Raw genomic sequence first — 20,228 nt, 5'->3', positions numbered from 1 at the left:
CATCATCCACCCCCCAAAGAAAGTACTTGCCTGAAGGGAAAGGTAGCGGATGCTTTCCCTTCAAGCAAGTACTTTCCTGTGGGCATCGGATGTGATCCGCTCTCCGAGGGCCTGTTGACATGTGTTTCGGTCCAGTGACAGCGTTGTCATCGACTCATTTCCTCCATATGAGACGAGGAGCGCATCTTGCTCTATCGGGATTCACGCCGACGCAGCGCGGCAGCAGCCGCCGCAGCCGGCACTCTCATCACGGGGCTGATCCTCGCTCCGTCCGCGCCGGCCCAGGCCAGCAAGCACAAGGCGCAAGACGGAGCCGTCCGGTCGGGTGACGCACGGTTCGAGGTGCTGTCCCCGACCCTGATCCGCACCGAGTACCAGAAGGACGGCAAGTTCACCGACGCCGCCACGTTCAACGCCATCGGGCGCGATGACTTCTCCCGTACGCGTTTCACGAAGCACGAAGAGCACGGCTGGCTCACCATCGACACCGGCGCGATGACGTTGCGTTACCGGGTCGGCTCGGGCACCTTCACCGCCGACAACCTCACCGTGCAGCTCAAGACCGGCAAGCAGGTCGTGCAGGGCAGCCCCTGGGCCGGCCACACCGCTCCGGACTGCGCGTTCGGCGCGCTCTGCGAGGCCGAGTCGCTGCAGCTCAACGGTCCCGGCGTGGCCACCGACCACCGGGGATACACCGGGCGCGGCTTCGCAGCCGGTTTCGCGTCGTCCGGCGACTCGGCCACGTTCGCGCTCGACGCCCCCAGCGACGGCACGAAGCAGCTCACCGTCCGCTACGCCAACAGCGCTGGCGGCGACGGCCAGACCGTGGACCGCACCCTGACGGTTCAGGTCGACGGCGACGCCGGCCACACGCTGACGCTGCCGCCCACCGCGAACTGGGACACCTGGGGCACGGCCAGCGTGCCGGTCGACCTCACCGCGGGCCGGCACGAGATCAGCGTCGTGCGGGGTCCCAACGACTCCGGCAATGTGAACGTCGACAGCCTCGCGGTGGTCAACCCGGGTGACTCGTTCCCGGCGCCGGCCACGCCCCAGCCGCAGCCCCTGAAGTTCGGCACCCTGGGAGAGGCCGAGACCGGCGCGCTGACCGGCGGCGCGAAGCCCGCGAACGACCACAACGGCGCTTCCGGTACGGGATTCCTGGCCGGCCTGGAAAGCACCACGTCCAGCGACACGCTGACCGTGACGGATGTTCCGTCCGCAGGTCGCTACCAGGTGCAGATCCGCTACGCCAACGGCCAGGCCGGCTCCCAGCCGAGCCAGGCGCGCACCATGTCGGTCACGGCGGGCACGGCGGCGCCGGTCACGGCGACCCTTCCGCCGACCAGCGGGTGGGACTACTGGAACACCGTTTCCGTCCCGGTCCACCTCGACCGCGGCACCAACACCGTGACGTTGGGTTGCCCCACGGATGCCAGCTGCAACGTCAACGTGGACACGGTCGCCGTCACGAGCGCGGCCTCCCCACTGCTCGCCCCGCACGCGCCGCTCGGCGGCTACCGTCGGGGCCTGGACGGCGTGTCCGGTGCCGCACTCACCGCTCCGGGCCTGCTCTACCAGGACGGCTGGTACCTGCTCGACGACTCGGCCTCGGCCCTGAGCAACACCAAGCCCCGGCCCGCCGCCGAGCAGGACGGCTACGTCTTCGCGTACGGCCAGGACTTCAACCGTGCTCTGAAGGACCTGTCGACCCTGACCGGGCCCACGAAGCTGCTGCCGAAGTGGGCGTACGGGGTGTGGTACTCCGAGTACTACGACCGCACCGCGACCGAGTTCCAGGACCTGGTGGCCCGGGCCAAGTCCGAGGGTGTGCCGATGGATGTGCTCGTCGTCGACACCGACGTGAAGGCGCCGGACAAGTGGAACGGCTGGAGCATCGACCCCACCCGGATCCCGGACCCGAAGGCGTTCTTCGACTGGGCCAAGAAGCAGGGCCTGCACACCGGCCTCAACATCCACCCGAGCATCCTCGGCTCGGACCCGAAGTTCGCGAAGGCGCAGGCCACCGCGAAGGGCAAACTGCAGCGCGTCGGCTGCAACGGCGGCGCCGACTGCTACACGTTCGACTTCGGCGACCCGGACCAGCTCAAGGCGTACATGCAGCTCCACGACGAGATGCTCCCGAAGGGCACCAAGGGCCCGGACCTCTGGTGGTTGGACTGGTGCTGCGACAACACGAAGTCCTCCCTCGCCGGCGTGACCGGGGACGCATGGATCAACCAGCAGTACGCCGACAAGACCGGCTTCGCGTTCTCCCGGGCGTACGGCTCGTTGCAGGCCGGCGGCTACAGCAGCCCGACCCCGGTGTCGACCGGACCGTGGGCCGACAAGCGCACCACGCTGCACTTCACCGGTGACACCACCTCCAACTGGGAGACCCTGCGGATGGAGGTCGGCTACACGCCGGGCGAGTCCGCCGCGACCGGCCTGGCCGCGGTCAGCCACGACATCGGCGGGCACACGGGCGGTCTGCAGGAGCCGGGCACCGAACCGGACAGCACCAAACTGCCCGACGACCTCTACGCCCGGTGGGTTCAGTTCGGTACGTTCCAGCCGATCGACCGGCTGCACTCCAACCACAGCGACCGGCTGCCCTGGCAGTACGGCCCGGAGGCGAACGCGTCGGCCAAGAAGTTCCTGGACCTGCGGGAGAAGCTGCTGCCGTACACCTACGCCGCAGCCCAGGAGGCCACCCGCACGGGTACGCCCATCGTCCGGTCGATGTACCTGGCCTACCCGAATGAGCAGGCCGCGTACGCCACCGCCGGTTCCGAGTACCTCTACGGCCCGGACTACCTGGTGGCACCGGTGACGACGCCGGGCAACACCGCCACGACGTCGGTGTGGTTCCCGCCGGGCAACAGCTGGACCGACATCTTCACCGGGAAGACGTACCGGGGCGGCACCACGCAGAACATCACCACCACGCTGGACACCATGCCGGTGTTCAAGAAGCACTAGAGCCTGTTTGCAGGGATCCAGACGCCGGCCGGGTGGGGTAACCCACCCGGCCGGTTCGTTGGCTGGGCTCAGCGTCGGCGAGGCCGGCGGGCCAGCGACAACCAGCCGAGGAACCTGCCGTGCATCGCGGACAGGTCCGGACGCAGCCCCAGCCCGTACACGTCGTCGATCGCCTCCTGCATCGACGCGGCGAGGTAGAACGCCAGGGCGATCGAATGGCCGTAGAACTCGGCCACGAGTGCGAGCTGAGCCGGGCCGCACGGCCAGGGCGCGGCACAGTTGCGGCACAGCCACGCCGGACGCATCGGCAGGTGCGGGCGAGGGCGGGCGGTCATCCCACCCTCACCGGACCTCGACGGCGTTTGGCTGGCCTGGTCGGTACGAGGGGCAGGGCTTGCAACCGCACGCCCGCCCGCAGCACGTACAACTCACGTCGCGCCACCGCGTCGCCCGCCGCGTTCAGCTCGTAACCCTCAATCCACACCCACCCGTCGTACGTGTGCCGCTCGGACAGTTCGCGGATGACGCGCACGAAGATCGGGCGCAGGAACTGCACGCTCGCGGCAGTGGCCAGGTAGACCACGTCGCCGGCCTTCATCTTCCCGATCACGGCAAACCCCAGGGGTACGCGAAAGCACGGCTCGGGCAGGGATTCTCGGGCTTGTCGTCGGGCACGCTCTCCCCCTCGGTCCCGCTGGGAAGGGGCCGCTCCCGTGAGTGCTCACCCGACGGGAGCGGCCCCGCTACGAACGCGACCACCGGGTCTCGTGGCCCCACCAGCCGCGCCGCCTGGTGACACTCTGCTGTGGATGCCACTACGCTCGGAAGGCATCCCCGGTGTCCGGGCTGAGCTGGCAGGACAGGCTCCAGACCTGTGGCGCCTCGGGTAGTTGATCTCCGATTTGAGGAGCGTTGCGTGGCTGACGTACCGAGCCCTCTCGCCGACTTCATCGTGAGCGAGATCCGCCGTGCTCGTGGAGCGTCCGGGATGACGCAAGAGGCGTTCGGCCGGGCAGCGGGCTTCAGCGCCTCGCATGTCAGCGCCGTGGAGAGCGGCACCCGAGCGCTGACGATGGACTTCATCCGGGGAGCGGACCGCGCCTTCAACAACGACGGGTTGTTCGGACGCCTGGTGGTGAAACTTGGCGCACCGTCGTGGTTTCTGCCGTGGCTGGACGCCGAGCGCGGCGCGCGACAACTGCGTCTGTTCGAGCCACTACTGATTCCGGGCCTACTTCAGACCGAGAACTACGCCCGCGTGGTGATGCGCTTGAACGACCTCATGTCCGCCACAGAGGTAGACCAGCAGGTAAGCGCCCGCATGAGCCGACACAAGATCCTGACCGCTGACACGCCGCCGCAGGTGGTGGCCGTACTGGATGAGTCCACGCTCCGCCGCGCCGGCGACGAACACGCCGGCATCATGGCCGAGCAGATCGCCCACCTCATCACCGTCGCCGAGTTGCCCCACGTTCACGTCCACGTGATTCCGGCGGGCGCCGGCCTCCACATCGGGCTATCCGGACCGTTCGCGCTGGCACGTGCAAGCGACGGAACCTGGGTCGGGCACCTCGAAAATCAGCTAGGCGGGATCGTGGTCGACAACGAAGATGAACTACATACTCTTCAGACGAGGTGGGAGAACGTGCGGAACGAAGCGCTCCCGCGCCGACAGTCCAACGAGCTGATGAAGGAAGTGCACAGCGATCATGGACCTCACTAACGCCACCTGGCGCAAGTCCCGGCGCAGCGGTTCGTCGGGAGGCAACTGCGTCGAGGTTGCCGACAACCTGCCCGGCGTCGTCGGCGTCCGGGACAGCAAGGACCCTGCCGGCCCGGCCCTGACCTTCGGTCCGGCGGCCTGGCGGGCGTTCGTCGCTCAGGTCGCCGCGCGGCCGTAGCCAAGGCCAGACGCGCGATAGCTTCGCGCCGGCCCGAAGCGCCAAAATCGGCCGCTGTCCCGTCTAGTGCTGGTCCAATGTCTGCTGCCTACACTCGGCAGGTGGTGATGGTGAGGGCCTCGGCCGTTCGCTGGGCCTCAGACGATTTCCCTGGCTGGATCGAGGTTTCCGTTCACGATGCCCGGGGGCAGGACCACCGCATCGTGGAGAAGGCTTCCGTCCTCTCGCCGCAGAACATCACGGCCGATGCGGCGTTCCCCATCGAACTGTGGATCGAGGCAGCAGCGGACGACATCGCCGGCGACGAGGTCGTCGTGACGCTCTCCCACGAGGTCGAGACGATGGGCGGCAGAAGAAGCCTCGTGCTCTCCTCGGCCGATGTGCTCCCCTCATGACGCGGGTTCCGATCGGCTCGCTGCGCCGCGAATGCGGTTGCAGCGCCCCGTAGGATTCCGACCATGAGTTGCTTCGCTGCTTGGCGTACCCGCCACTGAGGGTCGGCTTGCCGCCGTTCCGGCCGCTGGCTGGCCATCTGATGCCCGATTTTTTGGCTTTCAGAACCTCAGCTGGAAAGGCACACCCACATGCGTATCCGCTCGTTTCTTCGGCATGACCTGACCCGTCTCACCGAACTGACCATCGAGACGTTCGGGCCGTTCTACGAAGAATCCTTCCGCCCTCTCGTGGGCGAGATTGTGTACGCCAACCAGCACGGCGAGTGGCGCGACGACTACGTCAAGCAGGTTGCCGGGCTTCATGACCCCGCCGAGCATCGGTACGTCGCGGTCGCTGAGATCGACGATGCCATCGCCGGCTACGTGGCCTGGGCGGTAGAACCCGAGCGCCGACAGGCCAGCGTCACGATCCTCGCCGTGTCCGCGGAGCACCGCCGGCTCGGCGCGGGCACCGTGCTGTGCGAGCATGCGTTCGCCGCGATGCGGAACCTCGGCGCCGAGGTCGTCACGATCGGCACGGGCGGGGACGGATTCCATGCTCCCGCCCGAGCCCTGTACGAAGCACTGGGTTGCACGCCACTGCCGGTCGCCGTCTACTACCGAGAACTCTGATCTGATCCGGGGCGGGGTGCGGCCACGTGCCCCGCCCCGGATCACACCAGTTCGATGAGCCGTGCCAACCGTTGTGTCAGGCGGGGATCCGGTGGTGTTGCTGCTGTCGGGCGTGGGCGAGGCGCGCAGCGCCAAGGTTGCAGGGGGACTTGGTCGTGTGTGATCCTCCGGCGTGTGAGCGGTTCAGACGACGAGGCATGGTCGGCCTACCTGGAACGCGCCCGCGACCTCTCCGAACAGATCCTTCGCGCGGACGATCCGTACGATCTCGGCTTGCAGTTCATGGGCGAAACGATCGACGTGATCGACATAGTCGAGTACGCAGGCAGCATGTACTGCCTGTGGGGCGCGCTCACCGACCGGGTTGAGCTCAAGCCTGACGAGGAAGATCGCACCTTTGCTGAGATGGCTCGCGCCGCCCGCGATTGGCTGGCACTGGATCCCCGCGACAGCGAAGCAGTACGCAGGTACTTCGACTATTGGCTATACGACGTCTGCGGCTACGAGCGGCCGTAGGCCCAGCGCCCGTACGGCGGTTGCACCGCACGCCGAGGGCACGTCGGATCAACGGAGGTGCCGTCCCATCGCACCTGGGGTGCCAGACTGCCCGGATGACCGAACGCCTCGCGCCTGTCCTGTGGACCACGGACGCGGATGCCGCCGCGACGTGGTACGCCCGTCTTGGTTTCTTGCGCCAGTGGGAGCACCGGTTCGCCCCTGACCTGCCGCTCTACGTGAGCATCGCCCGGGGCGGCGTTGAGATCCATCTGTCGGAGCACACCGAGGATGCGCGGCCGGGGACCCTGCTGTACCTGTACGTGAACGATATCGATGCCGCAGCGGCAGCCTGCGGCGTGGGTGCCGTCGAACATAAGGACTGGGGACGCGAATTTGAGGTGGTAGACCCGGACGGCAATCGGCTCCGCGTCGGTGCGGCGCGATGAGCCGGAGTCGGTGAAGCTGCCGGCAAGGGCCGTGGGCCGCCAGGGGCTTTCGTCGGGCCGTCAGACGTCGACCAATACCACCAACCACGACGAACACCGCCCGAAGAAGCAGCAGGGCGCTACCGCAGTTGGTCGCGGCGGCGGGTCAGGTTGGCGGTCTGGGCGGTGTTGCCGGCCAGCTCGATGGCTTTGTCGTAGGCCGCGCGCGACCGCTGACTGTGGCCCAGCCGGCGCAGCAGGTCGGCGCGGGTCGCGTGGTAGGCGTGATAGCCGGCCAGCTCGTCCGCAAGACGGTCGACGGCCGCCAGCGCCACCTCCGGTCCGTCGAGCTCGGCGACCGCGATGGCCCGGTTGAGGGCGACGATCGGCGAGGAGTCGAGTTGGACGAGTTGGTCGTAGAGGGCGACGATTTGCGACCAGTCGGTGTCGCGGATGTCGCGGGCGGAGGTGTGCACGGCGTTGATCGCGGCGAGGATCTGGTAGCGGCCCGGGGCCATCCCGGCGGCGGCAGCGGCGAGGCGCTCGCGCACGAGCCGGTGCCCCTCGGCGATCAGCGCCTTGTCCCAGGCCCCACGGTCCTGCTCGTCGAGGGTGACCAGTTCGCCGCTGGCCGAAACCCGAGCGGTGCGGCGAGCCTCGGTGAGCAGCATCAGCGCCAGCAGCCCGGCCACCTCACCATCCTCCGGCAGCAGAGCGCGGATCAGGCGGGTGAGCCGGATCGCCTCGGCGGTCAGGCCGTGACGTACCGGATCGGTGTCGGGGCCGGTCGCCAGGTAGCCCTCGTTGAAAACCAGATACAGCACTGCGAGTACGCCGGAGACGCGTGCCGGGAGATCCTCGGCGGCCGGCACACGATAGGGGATCCGAGCCGCCTTGATCTTGGCCTTCGCGCGGGTGATCCGCTGCTCCAAGGCGGTCTCCCGCACCAGGAAGGCGCGGGCGATCTCGGGCACGGTCAGCCCGCCGAGCATGCGCAGCGTCAGCGCCACGCGGGCTTCCATCGCCAGCGCCGGGTGACAGCAGGTGAAGATCAGCCGCAGCCGGTCGTCGTCGATGACGCCGAGAGGCTCGGGCGGGGTGTTGTCGTACACCATCTGAGCCTCCTTGTGCTTGTCGTCGCGCTTGTTCTCGCGCCGGATCCGGTCGATGGCCTTGCGAACGGCGGTGGTGGTCAGCCAGGCGCCGGGGTTGGGAGGTACGCCGTCGGCCGGCCACCGCTCCACGGCGGTCGCGAACGCCTCTGCGGCTGCCTCCTCGGCAATGTCGAGGTCACCGAAACGCCGGGTCAGCGAGGCGACCACACGGGCCCACTCGTCCTGGTGGGCCCGGGTGACCGCCTCCTCGACGTCGCTCATTGGAACGGCCGCACCTCGATCTTCCGATCACAGACCTTCGACGCCTCGGCGGCGAGCTTGAGCGCCACATCCAGATCGGGGACGTCCCACACCCAGACGCCGGCGAGGTACTCCTTCGACTCCACGAAAGGCCCGTCGCTGAACACCGCCTGCTCGCCCCGATTGTCGATGACCGTGGCCGCGTCGGTGCCCGCGAGTCCGCCCGCGAAGACCCAGTAGCCCTCGGCGATCAGTCGTTCGTTGAACGCGCTGATGGCAGGCCGCCTGTCCGTGCTGCCGGGACTGCTCTCGTCATCGATCACGGAAACCAGATACTGCATCTGAAGATCATCTCCTCTGGTGTCGCAACAGTGTGGTTCGACGGTCAGGGACTTCAGGCCCCTGCATACCGCGGGCGCCCGGCCGGCCGGAAGACCTGGATCGTCACGCCCTTCGAGTCGACCCGCGACTCGACCAGATCGAGCGCAAGATCCGGACCGCTATCCGGGAACAGCCTCGCGCCCAGTCCAACGATCACCGGGATCACGATCAGAGTCATCTCATCGACCAGATCGTTGGCCAGCAGCCACCGGACCAGGGTGCCGCTCCCGTGCACCTGCAGCTCACCCCCGGGCTTCTCCTTCAGCTCGCTGATGGCCGCCGCGAGGTCACCGCCGAGAACGGTCGTGTCGTCCCAACGCGGCGCGGTGAGCGTGGTCGAGGCAACGTACTTGGGGGCCTCCTTCAAGGCCACGCCAATGGGATGTGCGCGCATCTGGTCGATTGCCCCCCACGAGCCGGCGAACAACTCGTACGTACGCCGGCCGAACAGGAACGCGTCGGCCCGCTGGTAGGTCTGCGTGATGAACGCCCTGGTCCCGTCGTCGCCCTTCCCCTGGGCCCATCCGCCCCGCTCGAACCCATTCGGGTGCTCGGCCGTGGGGGCGCCGTTGCTCTGCACGACTCCATCAATCGAGATCTGGGTCATGGTCGTCAGCTTCATGATCGGGGTTCCTTGCCCTGGCGCCGCCCCTGGTGGGAGGCCTCACCCCTGCTACGAACACCATCGCCCCGATCCGACACCCCCTCCCGAACTTCTTTGGAGAATTTTCCGGGAGAGGATGGGATGCCTGGCCGCTACGTTCGCTGGGCGCTTGGAAGCTGGCCCGGACTACCCTCGTCGGCGTGCCTGCTGAGGGTCTTCCGTTGCCTCCCGCGTTCGAAGCGGTCGCGGCCTGGGCGGGTACCGGGCGAGTGGTGCGTGCTACCGAGCTGGACGTGGCGATGCGGCGGCTTCCCGAGCCGCAGAAGGCCGTGCTGATCTCCAGTGGCGTACCGCTGATCGATGACCTCGTCGGTACGGTGTCGTTCCACGCAGAGCCGACGATGTACCGGTTGGCGAACTCCGACGACCCGCGCTGGATGTACGGTGCCGCGCCGGAAACCGGTGAGGTGCACATATGGTCGCCAGACGGCAGCGCCGGGTTCGTCAACTCGACGGTCATCCACTGGCTGTGTTCGCTGCACCTGGTTGGTAGCTGGCTGACCAGCTCAACCGTCATCGACCGCTGGGACGAAGACGGACAGGCCGAAGAGCAGGCGCTCGCGGAGAACGCCGACCTGTTGACACGCATCAGGGACCTTGACCCGCCCGCGTTCGGGAACGGCGCCCATACAACCCACTTCTGGCCCGGAGTGCTCGACCGGTGGCTCTACTGATCGACGCGGACACGAGCGGGGCTTCTGCCGCGCTCGGTCCACGACACCACGTCGGCGACCGTGGAGTTGCCGCCGCAGAGCACGAGACCCAACCGGGCATCGTCACCCACCCGCTCCCGTACCCGGCGGGCAGCCGGCAGGAGGCATCCGGCGGCCGGCTCGGCCCAGACCTTCGCATGCTCGGCCAACTCCACCGTCCCCCGCACCGCCTCGGCGTCGGAGACCACGAGCACGTCGCTGACCAGGGCAGCCACGTGGTCGTAGGTGAGTTGCGAGACGGTCGGCGCGCTGAGCGTGGTGACGATCGACGACAGTGGCACCTCGACCGGCCCACCCTTGGCCAGGGCCTGCGACATCGCCTGCGCGCCCTCGGTCTCCACGCCCCAGATGCGTACCCCCGGCCGGCGTGCCCGCAGCGCCACGGCCACCCCGGAGATCAGCGCCCCGCCGCCGACGCTGACCAGTACGTCGGTCAACTCACCGGCGTCGTCGGCGAACTCCAATCCGACCGTGCCCTGCCCGGCGAGCACCACCGGGTCGTCGAACGGGTGCAGCAGGGTCAGGCCGTCCTCCCGCAACCGGGACATGAGCGCGAACGCGGCGGACATGCCGTCGGTCAGATGGACGTCGGCACCGGCCGCGCGGGCCACCTCGACGGCACGCGCCGGCGCCGTCCGGGGCATCACCACGGTCGCCGCCACGCCCAGGGCGCCGGCCATCACCGCGACCGCGATGCCGTGGTTGCCGCCACTGACCGCCACCACGCCCGCCGCCCGCTCGGCGTCGTCCAGGACGAGCCGCTTCGCCGCCGCGCCACGCGCCTTGAACGACCCGGTACGTTGCAGCAGCTCCAGCTTGGCGGTGACGGGCACGCCGAGCAGCTCGGACAGGCCGGGGCTGGGCACGGTGGGCGTGTGGACCACATGGCCGGCGATCCGGTCGGCGGCCGCCTCGATGTCCGCGAGCTCGATCATCACCGAAGCGTGCCACAGCAGCGGCAGAGGCCAGCCTGCGGATGTGATCCCCCATCAGCGATACCGGGTCAGCAGGTCTGCCCGAAGGTCGACGCCTGTGGCGGTGGACACCGCATAGACGTCCCCGAGCCGTAGCGCGGGGAAGTCTTCCAGCTGGTAATCGGAGATCAACCAGAACATGACCTCTCCATCCGGTATCCAATACTCTTCGAGGGAGGCCATATGCACTCGGCGGACGTGATGGATCTCCACGCCCGCGCTGACGAGCCGGTCGGCCACCTCCTCGAACGGCACCCGGGGCGGGAAGCTCCCGTAACGGCTACCGATCACCTCGGGGACCATGTCGTCGAACCGATGCAACTGCCAGGGCTTGATATTGACGCAATCACAAATCCACTCGCCCGACCCGTCATAGAAGTTGGCGTCGACGATCCCGAACTGCCGTACCAGGTGGTGGTCGGTCCACGATGCCTCATGGAAGTCGGACCCCAGTACGCCCGGCCAGTCGTCCGGACGGGAGCCGAGACCGACGCCGAGGACCATGCCGGTGACCGCGAAGTCAGCGAAGAAATCCAGATGCGAGGACATCTCCCCAGTCCACACTCAGCTTCCGGAGTACGCCACCAGAAAACCTTGCGGAGCCACCGGCATCGGCGAGGGCTCCACACCGGGCACCTCGGCCGTCCTGCCTCCGGCTAGATGGTCTCCCTGCGTCCTACCAGTCTGGCTCGTGGATGTCCTCTTCGAGGGCCTTGATCGTGCTGTAGAAGGTGGTCTCGGGCCAGGGTAGTCTCTCGGCCGCGCGTTTCCAGGTGAGGTGGACGAGGGCCCAGCCCCCAGAGCTCAGTTCCACAACGATGTCGTCTGAGGCCCCGGACCTGCCGATGACCTCGACGGGTTGGCTGTGTAGAGGGTGCCCGGCGGCCGCCTCGGTCAGAAGTTCGGCGTGCAGTGCTTCACGCTGTCGTTGTTCGGTTGGGCCACCTCGGCGTAGGTCCCACCACGGGTCGGTAAAGACGGGCTGTTCGTCCACCGGGTCATCGTCGCGTAGCTCGCGGAGGTTCGGACCCGCGCGCCCGAACCATCGCTGGCCGCGTCCACTGCGCCAGCCTGGGTGCACTCACGTAGCCGCAATGCGCGCCAGCTCAGAGCCTTGATCGAGGCTCTGAGCTGGTGGGCGACGGACGAGTCGACCTGTACGCCGGATTCTGTGCGCGGCGCGTACCCCGAGGGGTTTGCGCCGGCGGCGGCCATCCATCTCGGCCTGCCGTTGCCGGCAGGCTCCAGCGGCCTACCCGCAGACATCGGGCGGGCAGCCCTCAAGCGTCTGCGCGGGGTCGTCATCTTGCGGTGACGACCCTTACTTGGCCTTGCTCCGGGTGGGGTTTACCGAGCCACCCCGGTCACCCGGGGTGCTGGTGGGCTCTTACCCCACCGTTTCACCCTTACCGTCCCCGTTGGGGTCGGCGGTCTGTTTTCTGTGGCACTGTCCCGCGGGTCGCCCCGGGTTGCCGTTAACAACCACCCTGCCCTGTGGAGTCCGGACGTTCCTCGGCAGCGGGCCGAAGCCCGCCGACGCGGCCGCCCGGTCGACTCGTCCGTCGCGCTCCCATCCTAACGACGGACGCTCCGCCAACACTCCCGCCCCGCCTGGGCAAGATCGCGCAGCTCAAGGGCAGTCCCGCAGATCCGTCCCGCAAAGGCGACGGCTAGCCTCGTGGGGCTATGGATCTCTCCCACACCGCGCTGCTGCTCGCCGCCGGTCTCGCCGCTGGCACGGTCAACGCGGTGGCCGGTGGTGGTTCGTTGATCACCTTTCCGGCGATGATCGCGGTCGGGTTGCCCCCGGTTCCGGCGAACGTCAGCAACTCCATCGCGGTGTTCCCCGGGTATCTGGCGGCCGTGGCCGGTAGCCGGGCGGACCTGCCGCGCCCCCGGGCGCTGGCCACGCTGGTGCCCACCACCATTGTCGGCACGATTCTCGGTGCGCTGCTGCTGCTTGCCACCCCGGCCCGCGCGTTCGAGTTGGTCGTGCCGTTTCTGGTGCTGGGGGCGACCGCGGTCCTGGCCTTCCAGGACCCGCTGCGCCGGCTTGTCGGTCACCCTCGGGACCTGTCGCCGCGTCAGCGGACGGTCGCGGTGCAGACGATGGTCGCGCTCGGTGCGGTGTACGGCGGGTACTTCGGTGCGGCGCTCGGGGTGATGCTGGTCGCCGGGTTGGCCCTGGTGCTGGACGCGACCCTGGCGCGGGTGAGCGCGATCAAGAATCTGCTCTCCGCGGTGGTGGGGTTGACGACGCTTGTGGTGTTCGCCCTGTTCGGCCCGGTGAACTGGGCGGCCGTCGCGGTGGTCGCGCCGGCCACCCTGATCGGCGGGTACGTGGGCGCCCGGCTGGTTCGCCGGCTGCCGTCGGTGGTGCTCAAGACGGTGATCGTGGTGTTCGGCACGGTGATCGGCCTCTACCTGCTCTGGCGTGCCCTGAGCTGACGCCGCCTCTACCCGCACCCCGATACGCCGCACCGCGGCGCGGTGTGGCGCGGCGTGGTGTGGCGCGGCGTGGCGCGACCCCGGGGGCGCGGTTAGTACGTTTCGCCGGCCGGCTCGTGTTTGGTGTCGGCGGCGGCGCGGTTCCAGCGGGACCAGAGCACCCGCTCGCCGTAGCCGGCGGCCATCAGATGGGCGAAGGCCAGGTAGACCAGCACGCCGACGGCGAGCACCCCGAAGCCGACCCAGAACGGCAGCGCCAGTGAGTGCTCGGCGAGCTTGCCGGAGATGATCGGCGCCGGCGCGGCGGCACCCCAGCGGACCAGGTTGAACGCGCCGGTGGCGACCCGACGGTCGCTGGAGCCGAGACCGAGCGCCAGGTCGGTGAGGTTGGCGTTGGCCAGCCCCATGCAGAGTCCGGAGAGCACCAGCACCACGAGCGACTCGGCGGTGCTGGTCGAGGTGGCGAAGAGCACCATGCAGACCAGCAGCCCGGCGATGGCGACGCCGACGGTCTGCACGGCGCCGATCCGGTGGGCCAGCCGGTGGCCGATCACCAGGATGCCGGTGGCCAGGCCGAGACCCCAGCCGGTGAACGCCAGCCCCAGCGGGACGATGTCCAGCCCCAGGAAGAGCGGCGTGTAGCCGAGCACCACGAAGAACACGAAGTTGTACGTGCCGGTGACCACGCAGAGGGCGATGAACGCCGGCCGACGGTAGGTGGCGAAGATCTGGCCGACGCGTACCGGTGCCTGCCGGTTGGTGGGTTCGCGGAGCTTGAGGGCGGCCACGCCGAGGGCGAAGAGCATGAAGACGCCGCAGACGAAGAACGGCAGCCGCCAGGTGATCTGGCCGAGCAGGCCGCCGATCAGCGGGCCGACGGCGAAGCCGAGGCCGAGGGCGGTCTCGAAGAGGCCGACCACCCATTCCCGGTCGATGGCCAGGTTGACCAGCACCACCATGGCGGTGGCGAAGAACATCGCGTTGCCCAGCCCCCAGACGCCGCGCAGCACGGAGAGCTGCACGATGTTGTCGCTGAACGAGGCGAGGATCGCGGCGAGGCCGACCACGGAGACGCCGGTGATGAGCACCGGCTTGAAGCCGAACCGGCCGCTGGCCAGCGTCGCCGGGATCATGCCGAGGGCCATGACCGCGATGTACGCGGTGAACAGCAACTCGACCTGCCAGGCGGTGACTCCGATCGCGTCGCCGATGGCCGGCAGGATGGGGTCGACCACGGCGATGCCGGCGATGGCGAGGAAGGCCACCAGTGTGGTGGCGTAGATGGCACTGCGGTTCGGTTCGGAACGCCGATCCACTCCGACTCCTCAATTAGCTGTATTATGCAGGTACTTATCCTGTATCATACAGCTATGAGCGACGACCACGAGAGCACCCTCGGCCGGATCGAAACCGAGGTTGCCCTGCTGATGCGATTCGGCGAGGCGACCCGGCGGGCCACCGGCACCGCCGAGCACCGGGTGCTCGACCGGGCGGCGTACGTCATCCTGCGCCACCTGGCCGACGCCGGCCCGCAGAACGTCTCCGCGCTCGCCGCCCGACTCAACCTGGACGGCTCGACCGTGACCCGGCAGGTGTCCGCGCTACAGCGGGACGGCCTGATCACCCGCACCCCGGATCCGTCCGACGGACGGGGCACGGTCATCTCCCCCACCCCGGCCGGCCTGCAGCGGATGGCCGCCGTGCAGGCCGCCCGCACCCGGCTCTACGGCGACATGCTGGCCGACTGGAGCCCCGAGGACCGCTCCACGCTGGCGGCCCTCCTGGGCCGCCTCAACCAGGCCCTGATAAACCGCAACCGCCCCCGCTAACCCCACCCCCACCCACCCCCACCCCCGCACAGCTTCGTCGATCTTGCAGTTTCGGTACCGACCAATCGGTGCCAATCAGCACAAGCCGGGCACCACAACTGCAAGATCGACGCGGGAGACGCGGGAGACGCGGGAGACGCGGGAGACGCGGGAGACGCGGGAGACGCGGGAGACGCGGGAGACGCGGGAGACGCGGGAGACGCGGGAGACGCGGGAGACGCGGGACCGGAACAGGTACGCCCGGGCACCGACCCACGTCGGCGCCCGGGCGGACCTGAGGTCAGGCGACCGGTTCGCGGGCCGAGTCGGCGTCGCGTTCGGCGCCGGGGGTGACCCGGGGGTCGCCCTCGTCGGCGAAGTAGTCGTCCGGCGTGGTGCCGTCGGCTCCCTCCGCCACCTTGGCGGCCCGCAGCGCCAGCGTCACCAGCGCCGCCACGGCCAGGTTGACGGCCACCGCCACGATGCCGACGTAGATCGTCCGGGTGGTGTCGAAGCCGAACTCCGACAGCGGGAACGCCGAGCCGCCGAAGTGCTTCCGGGTCGGGCTGGCCACCTGGTAGAGCATCCACATGCCCAGCCCCATGCCCACCGCCCAGCCGACGATCAGCCCGGTGCGGTGGAACCAGCGGGTGTAGAGGCCCAGGGCCACCGCCGGCAGCGTCTGCAGGATGATCACGCCGCCGATCAGCTGAAGGTCGATGGAGAACTGCGGGTCGAGGAAGACGATGCAGGCCACCGCGCCGACCTTCACCACCAGCGAGGTGATCTTCGAGACGTTCGCCTCCTGGGCCGGGGAGGCGTCCCGCTTCAGGTACTCCTTGTAGATGTTGCGGGTGAACAGGTTCGCCGCCGCGATCGACATGATCGCCGCCGGCACCAGCGCGCCGATGCCGATCGCCGCGTACGCCACACCGGCGAACCAGTCTGGGAACTGCTGGTCGAACAGCACCGGCACGACCGTGTTCGCGTCCGCGGTGCCGGGTTTCGACCCCGGCAGCGGCTTCACCCCGGACGCGATGGCCATGTAGCCGAGCAGCGCGATCAAACCGAGGATCAGGCTGTACGCCGGCAGCGCCGACATGTTCCGCTTGATCACGTCACGGTTCCGGCTGGCCAGCACGCCGGTGATGCTGTGCGGGTAGAGGAAGAGCGCCAACGCCGAACCGAGCGCCAACGTGACGTACTGAAGCTGGTTGTTGCCGTTGAGCAGGATGCCGTCGTTCGGGTTCTGCGCCGTGGCCTGGAACTTCGCCTCGGCGGCGTCGAAGATGCTGCCCCAGCCGCCCAGCTTCTGCGGTAGCCAGATCACCGCGACCAGGATCACCACGTAGATCAGGGCGTCCTTGACGAACGCGATCAGCGCGGGCGCGCGCAGCCCCGACTGGTACGTGTAGGCGGCCAGGATCGCGAACGCGATGATGATCGGCAGGTGCCGGGCCAGCGCGCTCTCGCCGGTGACGCCCATCGTCTTGAGCACCGCCTCGATTCCGACGAGCTGCAACGCGATGTACGGCATGGTGGCGACGATCCCAGTGATCGCGACGAGCAGCGCCAGCACCGGCGAGTCGAATCGGCTGCGGACGAAGTCCGCCGGGGTGACGAAGCCGTGCCGGTGCGAGACCGACCAGAGCCGGCAGAGCACCAGGAACACCAACGGGTAGATCACGATGGTGTACGGCACCGCGAAGAAGCCCATCGCTCCCGCGCCGAACACCAGCGCCGGCACCGCCACGAAGGTGTACGCGGTGTAGAGGTCACCGCCGACCAGGAACCAGGTGATCCAGCCGCCGAAGCTGCGCCCGCCCAGCCCCCACTCGTCCAGGTGCGCCATGTCCTTCGGTGCCCGCCACCGGGCGGCCACGAAGCCCATCACGCTCACCAGCAGGAACAGGAACGTGAAGACGATGATCTCGGTGAGATGGTCCCGCCACATCACTGGACCTCCTTCGTTCGCGACTGCGGGGCTCGCAAACCCGGCTCACTCCTCGCGCTCACCGGTCTCCCCGCTTCTTCGTCATCTGGTAGACCAGCGTCGTGGTGCTGACGCCGAGCAGGATGTACGCCAGTTGCAGCCAGTAGAAGCGTGGGAAGCCGAAGACCCGGGGCGAGTCGCCATTGAAGAAGACCGGGATCAGCGGCACCACGATGGGAATGAAGAGCAACCAGTTCCAGGGGCTGTGGTCCTTCGCCCTGGCCGGCGCCGTGGTGGGCGCCTCCGGTTCGGGTGCAGCCATCTGACACACCTCCGGGGAGTCGAGGCATTCGATGTAACGGCCGGAGGCTACGACCCTGTGATGGCCGTCACCGCGCCCGCTCGAAAGGTGCTGCGCTGAACGGCCGACCGGCTGCGCCAAACGGCGTGGACGGCTCGACGGATGGGCACGTGCGGCTGGCCGACGAACGACGTGGGGCCCGGGTGCGGTTCGCACCCGGGCCCCACAAAGGCCGATCGCCGGCTCACCCAGACGGGGTCGTCAGCGCTGCGCCGCCCAGAGCACGGCCCGGCCGAGCTGCGACTGCAACCCCTTGGGGTGCAGCCGGAACGTCGGGTCGGTGCCGAACAGCACCACGCCGTTGCCCGCGGCGGAGACACCCCGCACGATGCTGGCCTGGTTGGCCGCCGCGGCCTGCCCGTTCGCGCCGTCGGTGGCCCACCAACCGGACAGCAGCGGGTCGGCCGCGTACGACTGCTCGACCTCGACGTTCGCACCCAGGTCGGTGAACCAGACGGGCTGGCTGATGAAGGTGTGCGGTATCGCCGAGGTGGTGACCGGTCCCCCCTTGTTCACGATGTTGGCGACCCCGCTGGCCAGGCTCGGCGCCGCAGTGGCGGTCACGGTCAGCAGCGCGGCGGCGTTGCTGAAGGACGCCCCGGCGGTGCCCAGGCCGACCACGCCACCGCCCCCGGCGAGGAAGCGGTCCAGGGCGGCCCGGTTCTCGGCGGTCAGGTCCGCCAGGTTGACGTCACCGGCGACCAGCAGGACGTCGACGTCCTCGGTCAATGTGTCGGTCAGCGTCGCGGCGGTCACCGCACGCGCCTCGAAGCCGAGGTCGGCGAGGGTGTCGCGCTCCTCGACCGTACCGAGATAGCCGACCACGACCCGGTCCAACCGGGTGCCCCGCCAACCGGCCGGCGCCCGCTCGAAGCTGACCGCGTGCACCCGGACCTCCGCGCCGGCCAACCTGCGGTTGGCCGGAGTGCCGGGAACGACCACCGACCCGTCCGCGAGCCGGTAGACCTCGACGCCCTTGGCGAGCAGCGAGTTCACCGCGAGCAGGTCGGCGGCGTCCCGCAGATCCAGGCGCAGGTCGGAGCGGCCGGCCGGCAGCGTGCCCTCGGCCCGCCCGTCGTAGGTCCGCTCCAGGCGTACCCGGGGCAGGGTGTCCCAGAGGGTGTCCACGGTGGCCCCCCAGGTGAGCCCCTGACTCCAGGCGGCCGGACCGGCGTATAGGTCGTTCACCCGGTCGGTGATGTCCGCGCCCGGTTCGAGCAGCGAGTTGACCAGGCCACGCTTGGGTTGGTGCATGTCGACGACGTACGAGCCGGCCTGGTAGCGGTTGCCGCCAGCGGTGAACGGCTGCTTCGCCCGCCACACCCGGCCACCGCTGCCGATCAGCAGGTCGACCAGGCGGGCCGCGGCCGGCCCGGAACGCTGACCGGTGCCGCTCGGGATGACGTACGCCCGGGGGAAGGTGGTGTGGTAGTTGTCCTCCGGTCCCCAGCCCGGCACGTAGCCGTCGGGCAGGTCGCGCAACGGCTCACCGGCCAGGCCCCGGCGGTAGACCTCAGCCTGGTCGTGCAGCACCTCGGCCCGGTGGTCCTGGATGTAGCGCAGCGAGGTGCGGATCGCCACCTCGTGCACGTCGGTGTTGATACCGGAGCGGCGTACCCGCTCGGCCGGGGTGAGCGATCCGCCGCGCGGGTTCAGCGGGGCCTCGATGGTGTACGGGATGCTGCTCTGCAACATGGCGAACGACGGCACGTAGATCGGTGGGAAGTCGTCCCACACACCCGGCTCGTCATCGCGGAACGGGATCCGGGCCCGCTGGGTCTCGGCGTACCCGAGGCCGCGCAGACCCTCCTCGATCGCCAGCGCGTTGGGCAGGCCGTGCTTGATGTACAGGTCGTACTCGTTGTTGACGTTGTGCGGTGGGGTGCTGGGGTGCAGCAGGGTCGGGTTGACGTACCCGTGCAGGTCCAGCGTGATGATCGGCTTGGTGTCGATGATCAGGTCGCGGATGAGGTTGGTCTCCGGCTGCGCGACGATGGTCAGGTCGCGGTTGAGGTCGTAGCCGGCCGCGTTGGCCCGGGTGCCGGCGACTCGGCCGTCCGGGTTCGAGGTGATGTTGAAGACCAGCCGGTTGCGCCGCAGCAACTCGGCGACCTCCGGGGTGCGGTCGGTGGCGAACTCCTCGATCACCCGCAGAGCGGCGTCGGTCCCCTCCCACTCGTTGCCGTGGATGTTGGCGTTGACGAAGAGCGGGGTCTTGTAGCCGGCGAGCAGCTTGCGGTCCCGCTGCGCCCGGGCCGGCTCGTCCTCGATGAGCCGCTTCCAGGTCTCCTGCTGCCGCGCCTCACTGCGACTCTCCGGCGCGGTCACGGTGACCGCGTACAGGTCGTAGCCGCCGGCGGACTTCCCGGCGACCCGGGCGGAGACCCGGTCGCTGGCCCGCTGGAGCGCGTTCAGCTTCGGTGCGATGTCGTCGTACGGGATCACACCGATCGGGATGGAAGCGTCGGCCGGGTTGTCCGGCCAGACCGGGAGGGTGCTCTGGCGGGGGTAGCCGCGCACGTCGGAAAGGTCGACGGGGGTTGGCGGCACCGTGGGCAGCGCGGTGGCGGACGCCGGCTCGGTGAGGGCCACGGTCGCGAGCAGCGCGGCGCTCACCGCGGTCGCGGCGAGCCGGGGTAGACGTCTTGCGGACAGCATGACGGATCTCCTGTCGGAGGGGGACGCGCAGGCGGACGCGCCGCGGGGCCGGAGACCAGC

General features: G+C 69.0%; 22 protein-coding genes and 1 other RNA gene. 10 read left to right on the top strand and 13 right to left on the bottom strand.

Annotated elements, in window-relative coordinates; translation table 11 throughout:
* Positions 1-186 precede the first annotated feature (186 nt).
* Complete coding sequence (locus C7C45_RS22695) at positions 187-2,982, top strand: TIM-barrel domain-containing protein (protein ID WP_110565702.1); 2,796 nt, start codon at positions 187-189, stop codon at positions 2,980-2,982.
* Positions 2,983-3,050: 68 nt separating this feature from the next.
* On the opposite strand, the gene C7C45_RS22690 is transcribed toward C7C45_RS22695, so the two are convergent.
* Positions 3,051-3,317 carry a hypothetical protein gene (locus tag C7C45_RS22690; protein WP_110565701.1) on the bottom strand — a complete coding sequence of 89 codons (267 nt, stop codon included), beginning with the start codon at positions 3,315-3,317 and terminating at the stop codon, positions 3,051-3,053.
* Positions 3,314-3,580, bottom strand: a complete 267-nt coding sequence (locus tag C7C45_RS22685) for a hypothetical protein (protein ID WP_110565775.1) — start codon at positions 3,578-3,580, stop codon at positions 3,314-3,316. The genes C7C45_RS22690 and C7C45_RS22685 overlap by 4 nt, the downstream gene beginning before the upstream one ends.
* 318 nt (positions 3,581-3,898) lie before the next feature.
* Here C7C45_RS22685 and C7C45_RS22680 point away from each other — a divergent pair, with 318 nt between their 5' ends.
* From C7C45_RS22680 to C7C45_RS22655, 6 genes are all read left to right on the top strand, one after another.
* The gene (locus tag C7C45_RS22680; protein WP_110565700.1) at positions 3,899-4,705 is read left to right on the top strand and encodes a helix-turn-helix domain-containing protein; all 807 of its coding nucleotides are present in this window, start codon (positions 3,899-3,901) and stop codon (positions 4,703-4,705) included.
* The gene (locus C7C45_RS22675; protein WP_110565699.1) at positions 4,692-4,883 is read left to right on the top strand and encodes a DUF397 domain-containing protein; all 192 of its coding nucleotides are present in this window, start codon (positions 4,692-4,694) and stop codon (positions 4,881-4,883) included. The genes C7C45_RS22680 and C7C45_RS22675 overlap by 14 nt, the downstream gene beginning before the upstream one ends.
* A gap of 101 nt (positions 4,884-4,984) precedes the next feature.
* On the top strand, positions 4,985-5,278 hold the full coding sequence (locus C7C45_RS22670; RefSeq protein WP_425271159.1) for a hypothetical protein: 294 nt from the start codon (positions 4,985-4,987) through the stop codon (positions 5,276-5,278).
* 189 nt (positions 5,279-5,467) lie between these two features.
* Positions 5,468-5,950, top strand: coding sequence for a GNAT family N-acetyltransferase (locus tag C7C45_RS22665; protein ID WP_110565697.1), 483 nt, complete (start codon positions 5,468-5,470; stop codon positions 5,948-5,950).
* Between the two features lie 174 nt (positions 5,951-6,124).
* Positions 6,125-6,466, top strand: a complete 342-nt coding sequence (locus C7C45_RS22660) for a hypothetical protein (RefSeq protein ID WP_167454794.1) — start codon at positions 6,125-6,127, stop codon at positions 6,464-6,466.
* A gap of 95 nt (positions 6,467-6,561) precedes the next feature.
* A complete protein-coding gene (locus C7C45_RS22655) occupies positions 6,562-6,894 on the top strand; it encodes a glyoxalase superfamily protein (RefSeq protein ID WP_110565696.1) in 333 nt (110 codons plus the stop codon).
* A gap of 119 nt (positions 6,895-7,013) precedes the next feature.
* Here the strand turns inward: C7C45_RS22655 and C7C45_RS22650 are convergent, their stop codons facing one another.
* Genes C7C45_RS22650 through C7C45_RS22640 form a run of 3 tightly spaced genes read right to left on the bottom strand, consistent with a single transcriptional unit; the run spans position 7,014 to position 9,231 of the window.
* Positions 7,014-8,249: an RNA polymerase sigma factor gene (locus C7C45_RS22650; RefSeq protein ID WP_110565695.1), complete on the bottom strand. Its 1,236-nt coding sequence runs from the start codon at positions 8,247-8,249 to the stop codon at positions 7,014-7,016.
* Positions 8,246-8,569, bottom strand: coding sequence for a YciI family protein (locus C7C45_RS22645; protein ID WP_110565694.1), 324 nt, complete (start codon positions 8,567-8,569; stop codon positions 8,246-8,248). Before C7C45_RS22645 ends, C7C45_RS22650 begins: the two co-directional genes overlap by 4 nt.
* Positions 8,570-8,622: 53 nt before the next feature.
* Positions 8,623-9,231, bottom strand: coding sequence for a dihydrofolate reductase family protein (locus C7C45_RS22640; protein ID WP_110565693.1), 609 nt, complete (start codon positions 9,229-9,231; stop codon positions 8,623-8,625).
* Positions 9,232-9,413: 182 nt separating this feature from the next.
* Here C7C45_RS22640 and C7C45_RS22635 point away from each other — a divergent pair, with 182 nt between their 5' ends.
* Positions 9,414-9,947 (top strand): SUKH-4 family immunity protein, encoded by a 534-nt coding sequence (locus C7C45_RS22635; protein WP_167454793.1) that lies wholly within the window; start codon positions 9,414-9,416, stop codon positions 9,945-9,947.
* On the opposite strand, the gene C7C45_RS22630 is transcribed toward C7C45_RS22635, so the two are convergent.
* The 4 genes from C7C45_RS22630 to rnpB form a co-directional block, all read right to left on the bottom strand.
* Positions 9,941-10,921 (bottom strand): threonine ammonia-lyase, encoded by a 981-nt coding sequence (locus C7C45_RS22630; RefSeq protein ID WP_110565691.1) that lies wholly within the window; start codon positions 10,919-10,921, stop codon positions 9,941-9,943. The genes C7C45_RS22635 and C7C45_RS22630 overlap by 7 nt on opposite strands.
* A 54-nt stretch (positions 10,922-10,975) precedes the next feature.
* Positions 10,976-11,509 (bottom strand): hypothetical protein, encoded by a 534-nt coding sequence (locus C7C45_RS22625; RefSeq protein ID WP_110565690.1) that lies wholly within the window; start codon positions 11,507-11,509, stop codon positions 10,976-10,978.
* Positions 11,510-11,636: 127 nt separating this feature from the next.
* A complete protein-coding gene (locus tag C7C45_RS22620) occupies positions 11,637-11,954 on the bottom strand; it encodes a hypothetical protein (RefSeq protein ID WP_110565689.1) in 318 nt (105 codons plus the stop codon).
* A 148-nt stretch (positions 11,955-12,102) separates the two neighbouring features.
* Positions 12,103-12,518, bottom strand: an RNA gene (gene rnpB, locus C7C45_RS22615) — RNase P RNA component class A.
* A 128-nt stretch (positions 12,519-12,646) separates the two neighbouring features.
* Here rnpB and C7C45_RS22610 point away from each other — a divergent pair.
* The gene (locus C7C45_RS22610; protein ID WP_110565688.1) at positions 12,647-13,408 is read left to right on the top strand and encodes a sulfite exporter TauE/SafE family protein; all 762 of its coding nucleotides are present in this window, start codon (positions 12,647-12,649) and stop codon (positions 13,406-13,408) included.
* Positions 13,409-13,500: 92 nt separating this feature from the next.
* On the opposite strand, the gene C7C45_RS22605 is transcribed toward C7C45_RS22610, so the two are convergent.
* A complete protein-coding gene (locus C7C45_RS22605; protein ID WP_110565687.1) occupies positions 13,501-14,724 on the bottom strand; it encodes an MFS transporter in 1,224 nt (407 codons plus the stop codon).
* A 54-nt stretch (positions 14,725-14,778) separates the two neighbouring features.
* Between C7C45_RS22605 and C7C45_RS22600 the strand changes: the two genes are divergently transcribed.
* On the top strand, positions 14,779-15,237 hold the full coding sequence (locus C7C45_RS22600) for a MarR family winged helix-turn-helix transcriptional regulator (protein ID WP_110565686.1): 459 nt from the start codon (positions 14,779-14,781) through the stop codon (positions 15,235-15,237).
* Between the two features lie 280 nt (positions 15,238-15,517).
* On the opposite strand, the gene mctP is transcribed toward C7C45_RS22600, so the two are convergent.
* The 3 genes from mctP to C7C45_RS22580 form a co-directional block, all read right to left on the bottom strand.
* The gene (gene mctP, locus C7C45_RS22590; protein WP_110565684.1) at positions 15,518-17,170 is read right to left on the bottom strand and encodes a monocarboxylate uptake permease MctP; all 1,653 of its coding nucleotides are present in this window, start codon (positions 17,168-17,170) and stop codon (positions 15,518-15,520) included.
* A gap of 58 nt (positions 17,171-17,228) precedes the next feature.
* Positions 17,229-17,471: a DUF3311 domain-containing protein gene (locus C7C45_RS22585; protein WP_110565683.1), complete on the bottom strand. Its 243-nt coding sequence runs from the start codon at positions 17,469-17,471 to the stop codon at positions 17,229-17,231.
* A gap of 240 nt (positions 17,472-17,711) precedes the next feature.
* Positions 17,712-20,168: a M14 family zinc carboxypeptidase gene (locus C7C45_RS22580; protein ID WP_110565682.1), complete on the bottom strand. Its 2,457-nt coding sequence runs from the start codon at positions 20,166-20,168 to the stop codon at positions 17,712-17,714.
* Positions 20,169-20,228 lie beyond the last annotated feature (60 nt).

This window comes from Micromonospora arborensis, from assembly GCF_003205615.1.
GTDB lineage: Bacteria > Actinomycetota > Actinomycetes > Mycobacteriales > Micromonosporaceae > Micromonospora > Micromonospora arborensis.
The sequence above is the reverse complement of the archived record's forward strand: the minus strand, read 5'-3'. Positions and strand labels throughout refer to the sequence as shown.

Bases quoted from the DNA above. Each gene is read 5' to 3' on its own strand.
- C7C45_RS22690 (WP_110565701.1), bottom strand. From the start codon at position 3,317: ATGACCGCCCGCCCTCGCCCGCACCTGCCGATGCGTCCGGCGTGGCTG.
- C7C45_RS22685 (WP_110565775.1), bottom strand. From the start codon at position 3,580: ATGAAGGCCGGCGACGTGGTCTACCTGGCCACTGCCGCGAGCGTGCAG.
- C7C45_RS22675 (WP_110565699.1), top strand. From the start codon at position 4,692: ATGGACCTCACTAACGCCACCTGGCGCAAGTCCCGGCGCAGCGGTTCG.
- C7C45_RS22665 (WP_110565697.1), top strand. From the start codon at position 5,468: ATGCGTATCCGCTCGTTTCTTCGGCATGACCTGACCCGTCTCACCGAA.
- C7C45_RS22655 (WP_110565696.1), top strand. From the start codon at position 6,562: ATGACCGAACGCCTCGCGCCTGTCCTGTGGACCACGGACGCGGATGCC.
- C7C45_RS22650 (WP_110565695.1), bottom strand. From the start codon at position 8,249: ATGAGCGACGTCGAGGAGGCGGTCACCCGGGCCCACCAGGACGAGTGG.
- C7C45_RS22645 (WP_110565694.1), bottom strand. From the start codon at position 8,569: ATGCAGTATCTGGTTTCCGTGATCGATGACGAGAGCAGTCCCGGCAGC.
- C7C45_RS22640 (WP_110565693.1), bottom strand. From the start codon at position 9,231: ATGAAGCTGACGACCATGACCCAGATCTCGATTGATGGAGTCGTGCAG.
- C7C45_RS22630 (WP_110565691.1), bottom strand. From the start codon at position 10,921: ATGATCGAGCTCGCGGACATCGAGGCGGCCGCCGACCGGATCGCCGGC.
- C7C45_RS22625 (WP_110565690.1), bottom strand. From the start codon at position 11,509: ATGTCCTCGCATCTGGATTTCTTCGCTGACTTCGCGGTCACCGGCATG.
- C7C45_RS22610 (WP_110565688.1), top strand. From the start codon at position 12,647: ATGGATCTCTCCCACACCGCGCTGCTGCTCGCCGCCGGTCTCGCCGCT.
- C7C45_RS22600 (WP_110565686.1), top strand. From the start codon at position 14,779: ATGAGCGACGACCACGAGAGCACCCTCGGCCGGATCGAAACCGAGGTT.
- mctP (WP_110565684.1), bottom strand. From the start codon at position 17,170: ATGTGGCGGGACCATCTCACCGAGATCATCGTCTTCACGTTCCTGTTC.
- C7C45_RS22585 (WP_110565683.1), bottom strand. From the start codon at position 17,471: ATGGCTGCACCCGAACCGGAGGCGCCCACCACGGCGCCGGCCAGGGCG.
- C7C45_RS22580 (WP_110565682.1), bottom strand. From the start codon at position 20,168: ATGCTGTCCGCAAGACGTCTACCCCGGCTCGCCGCGACCGCGGTGAGC.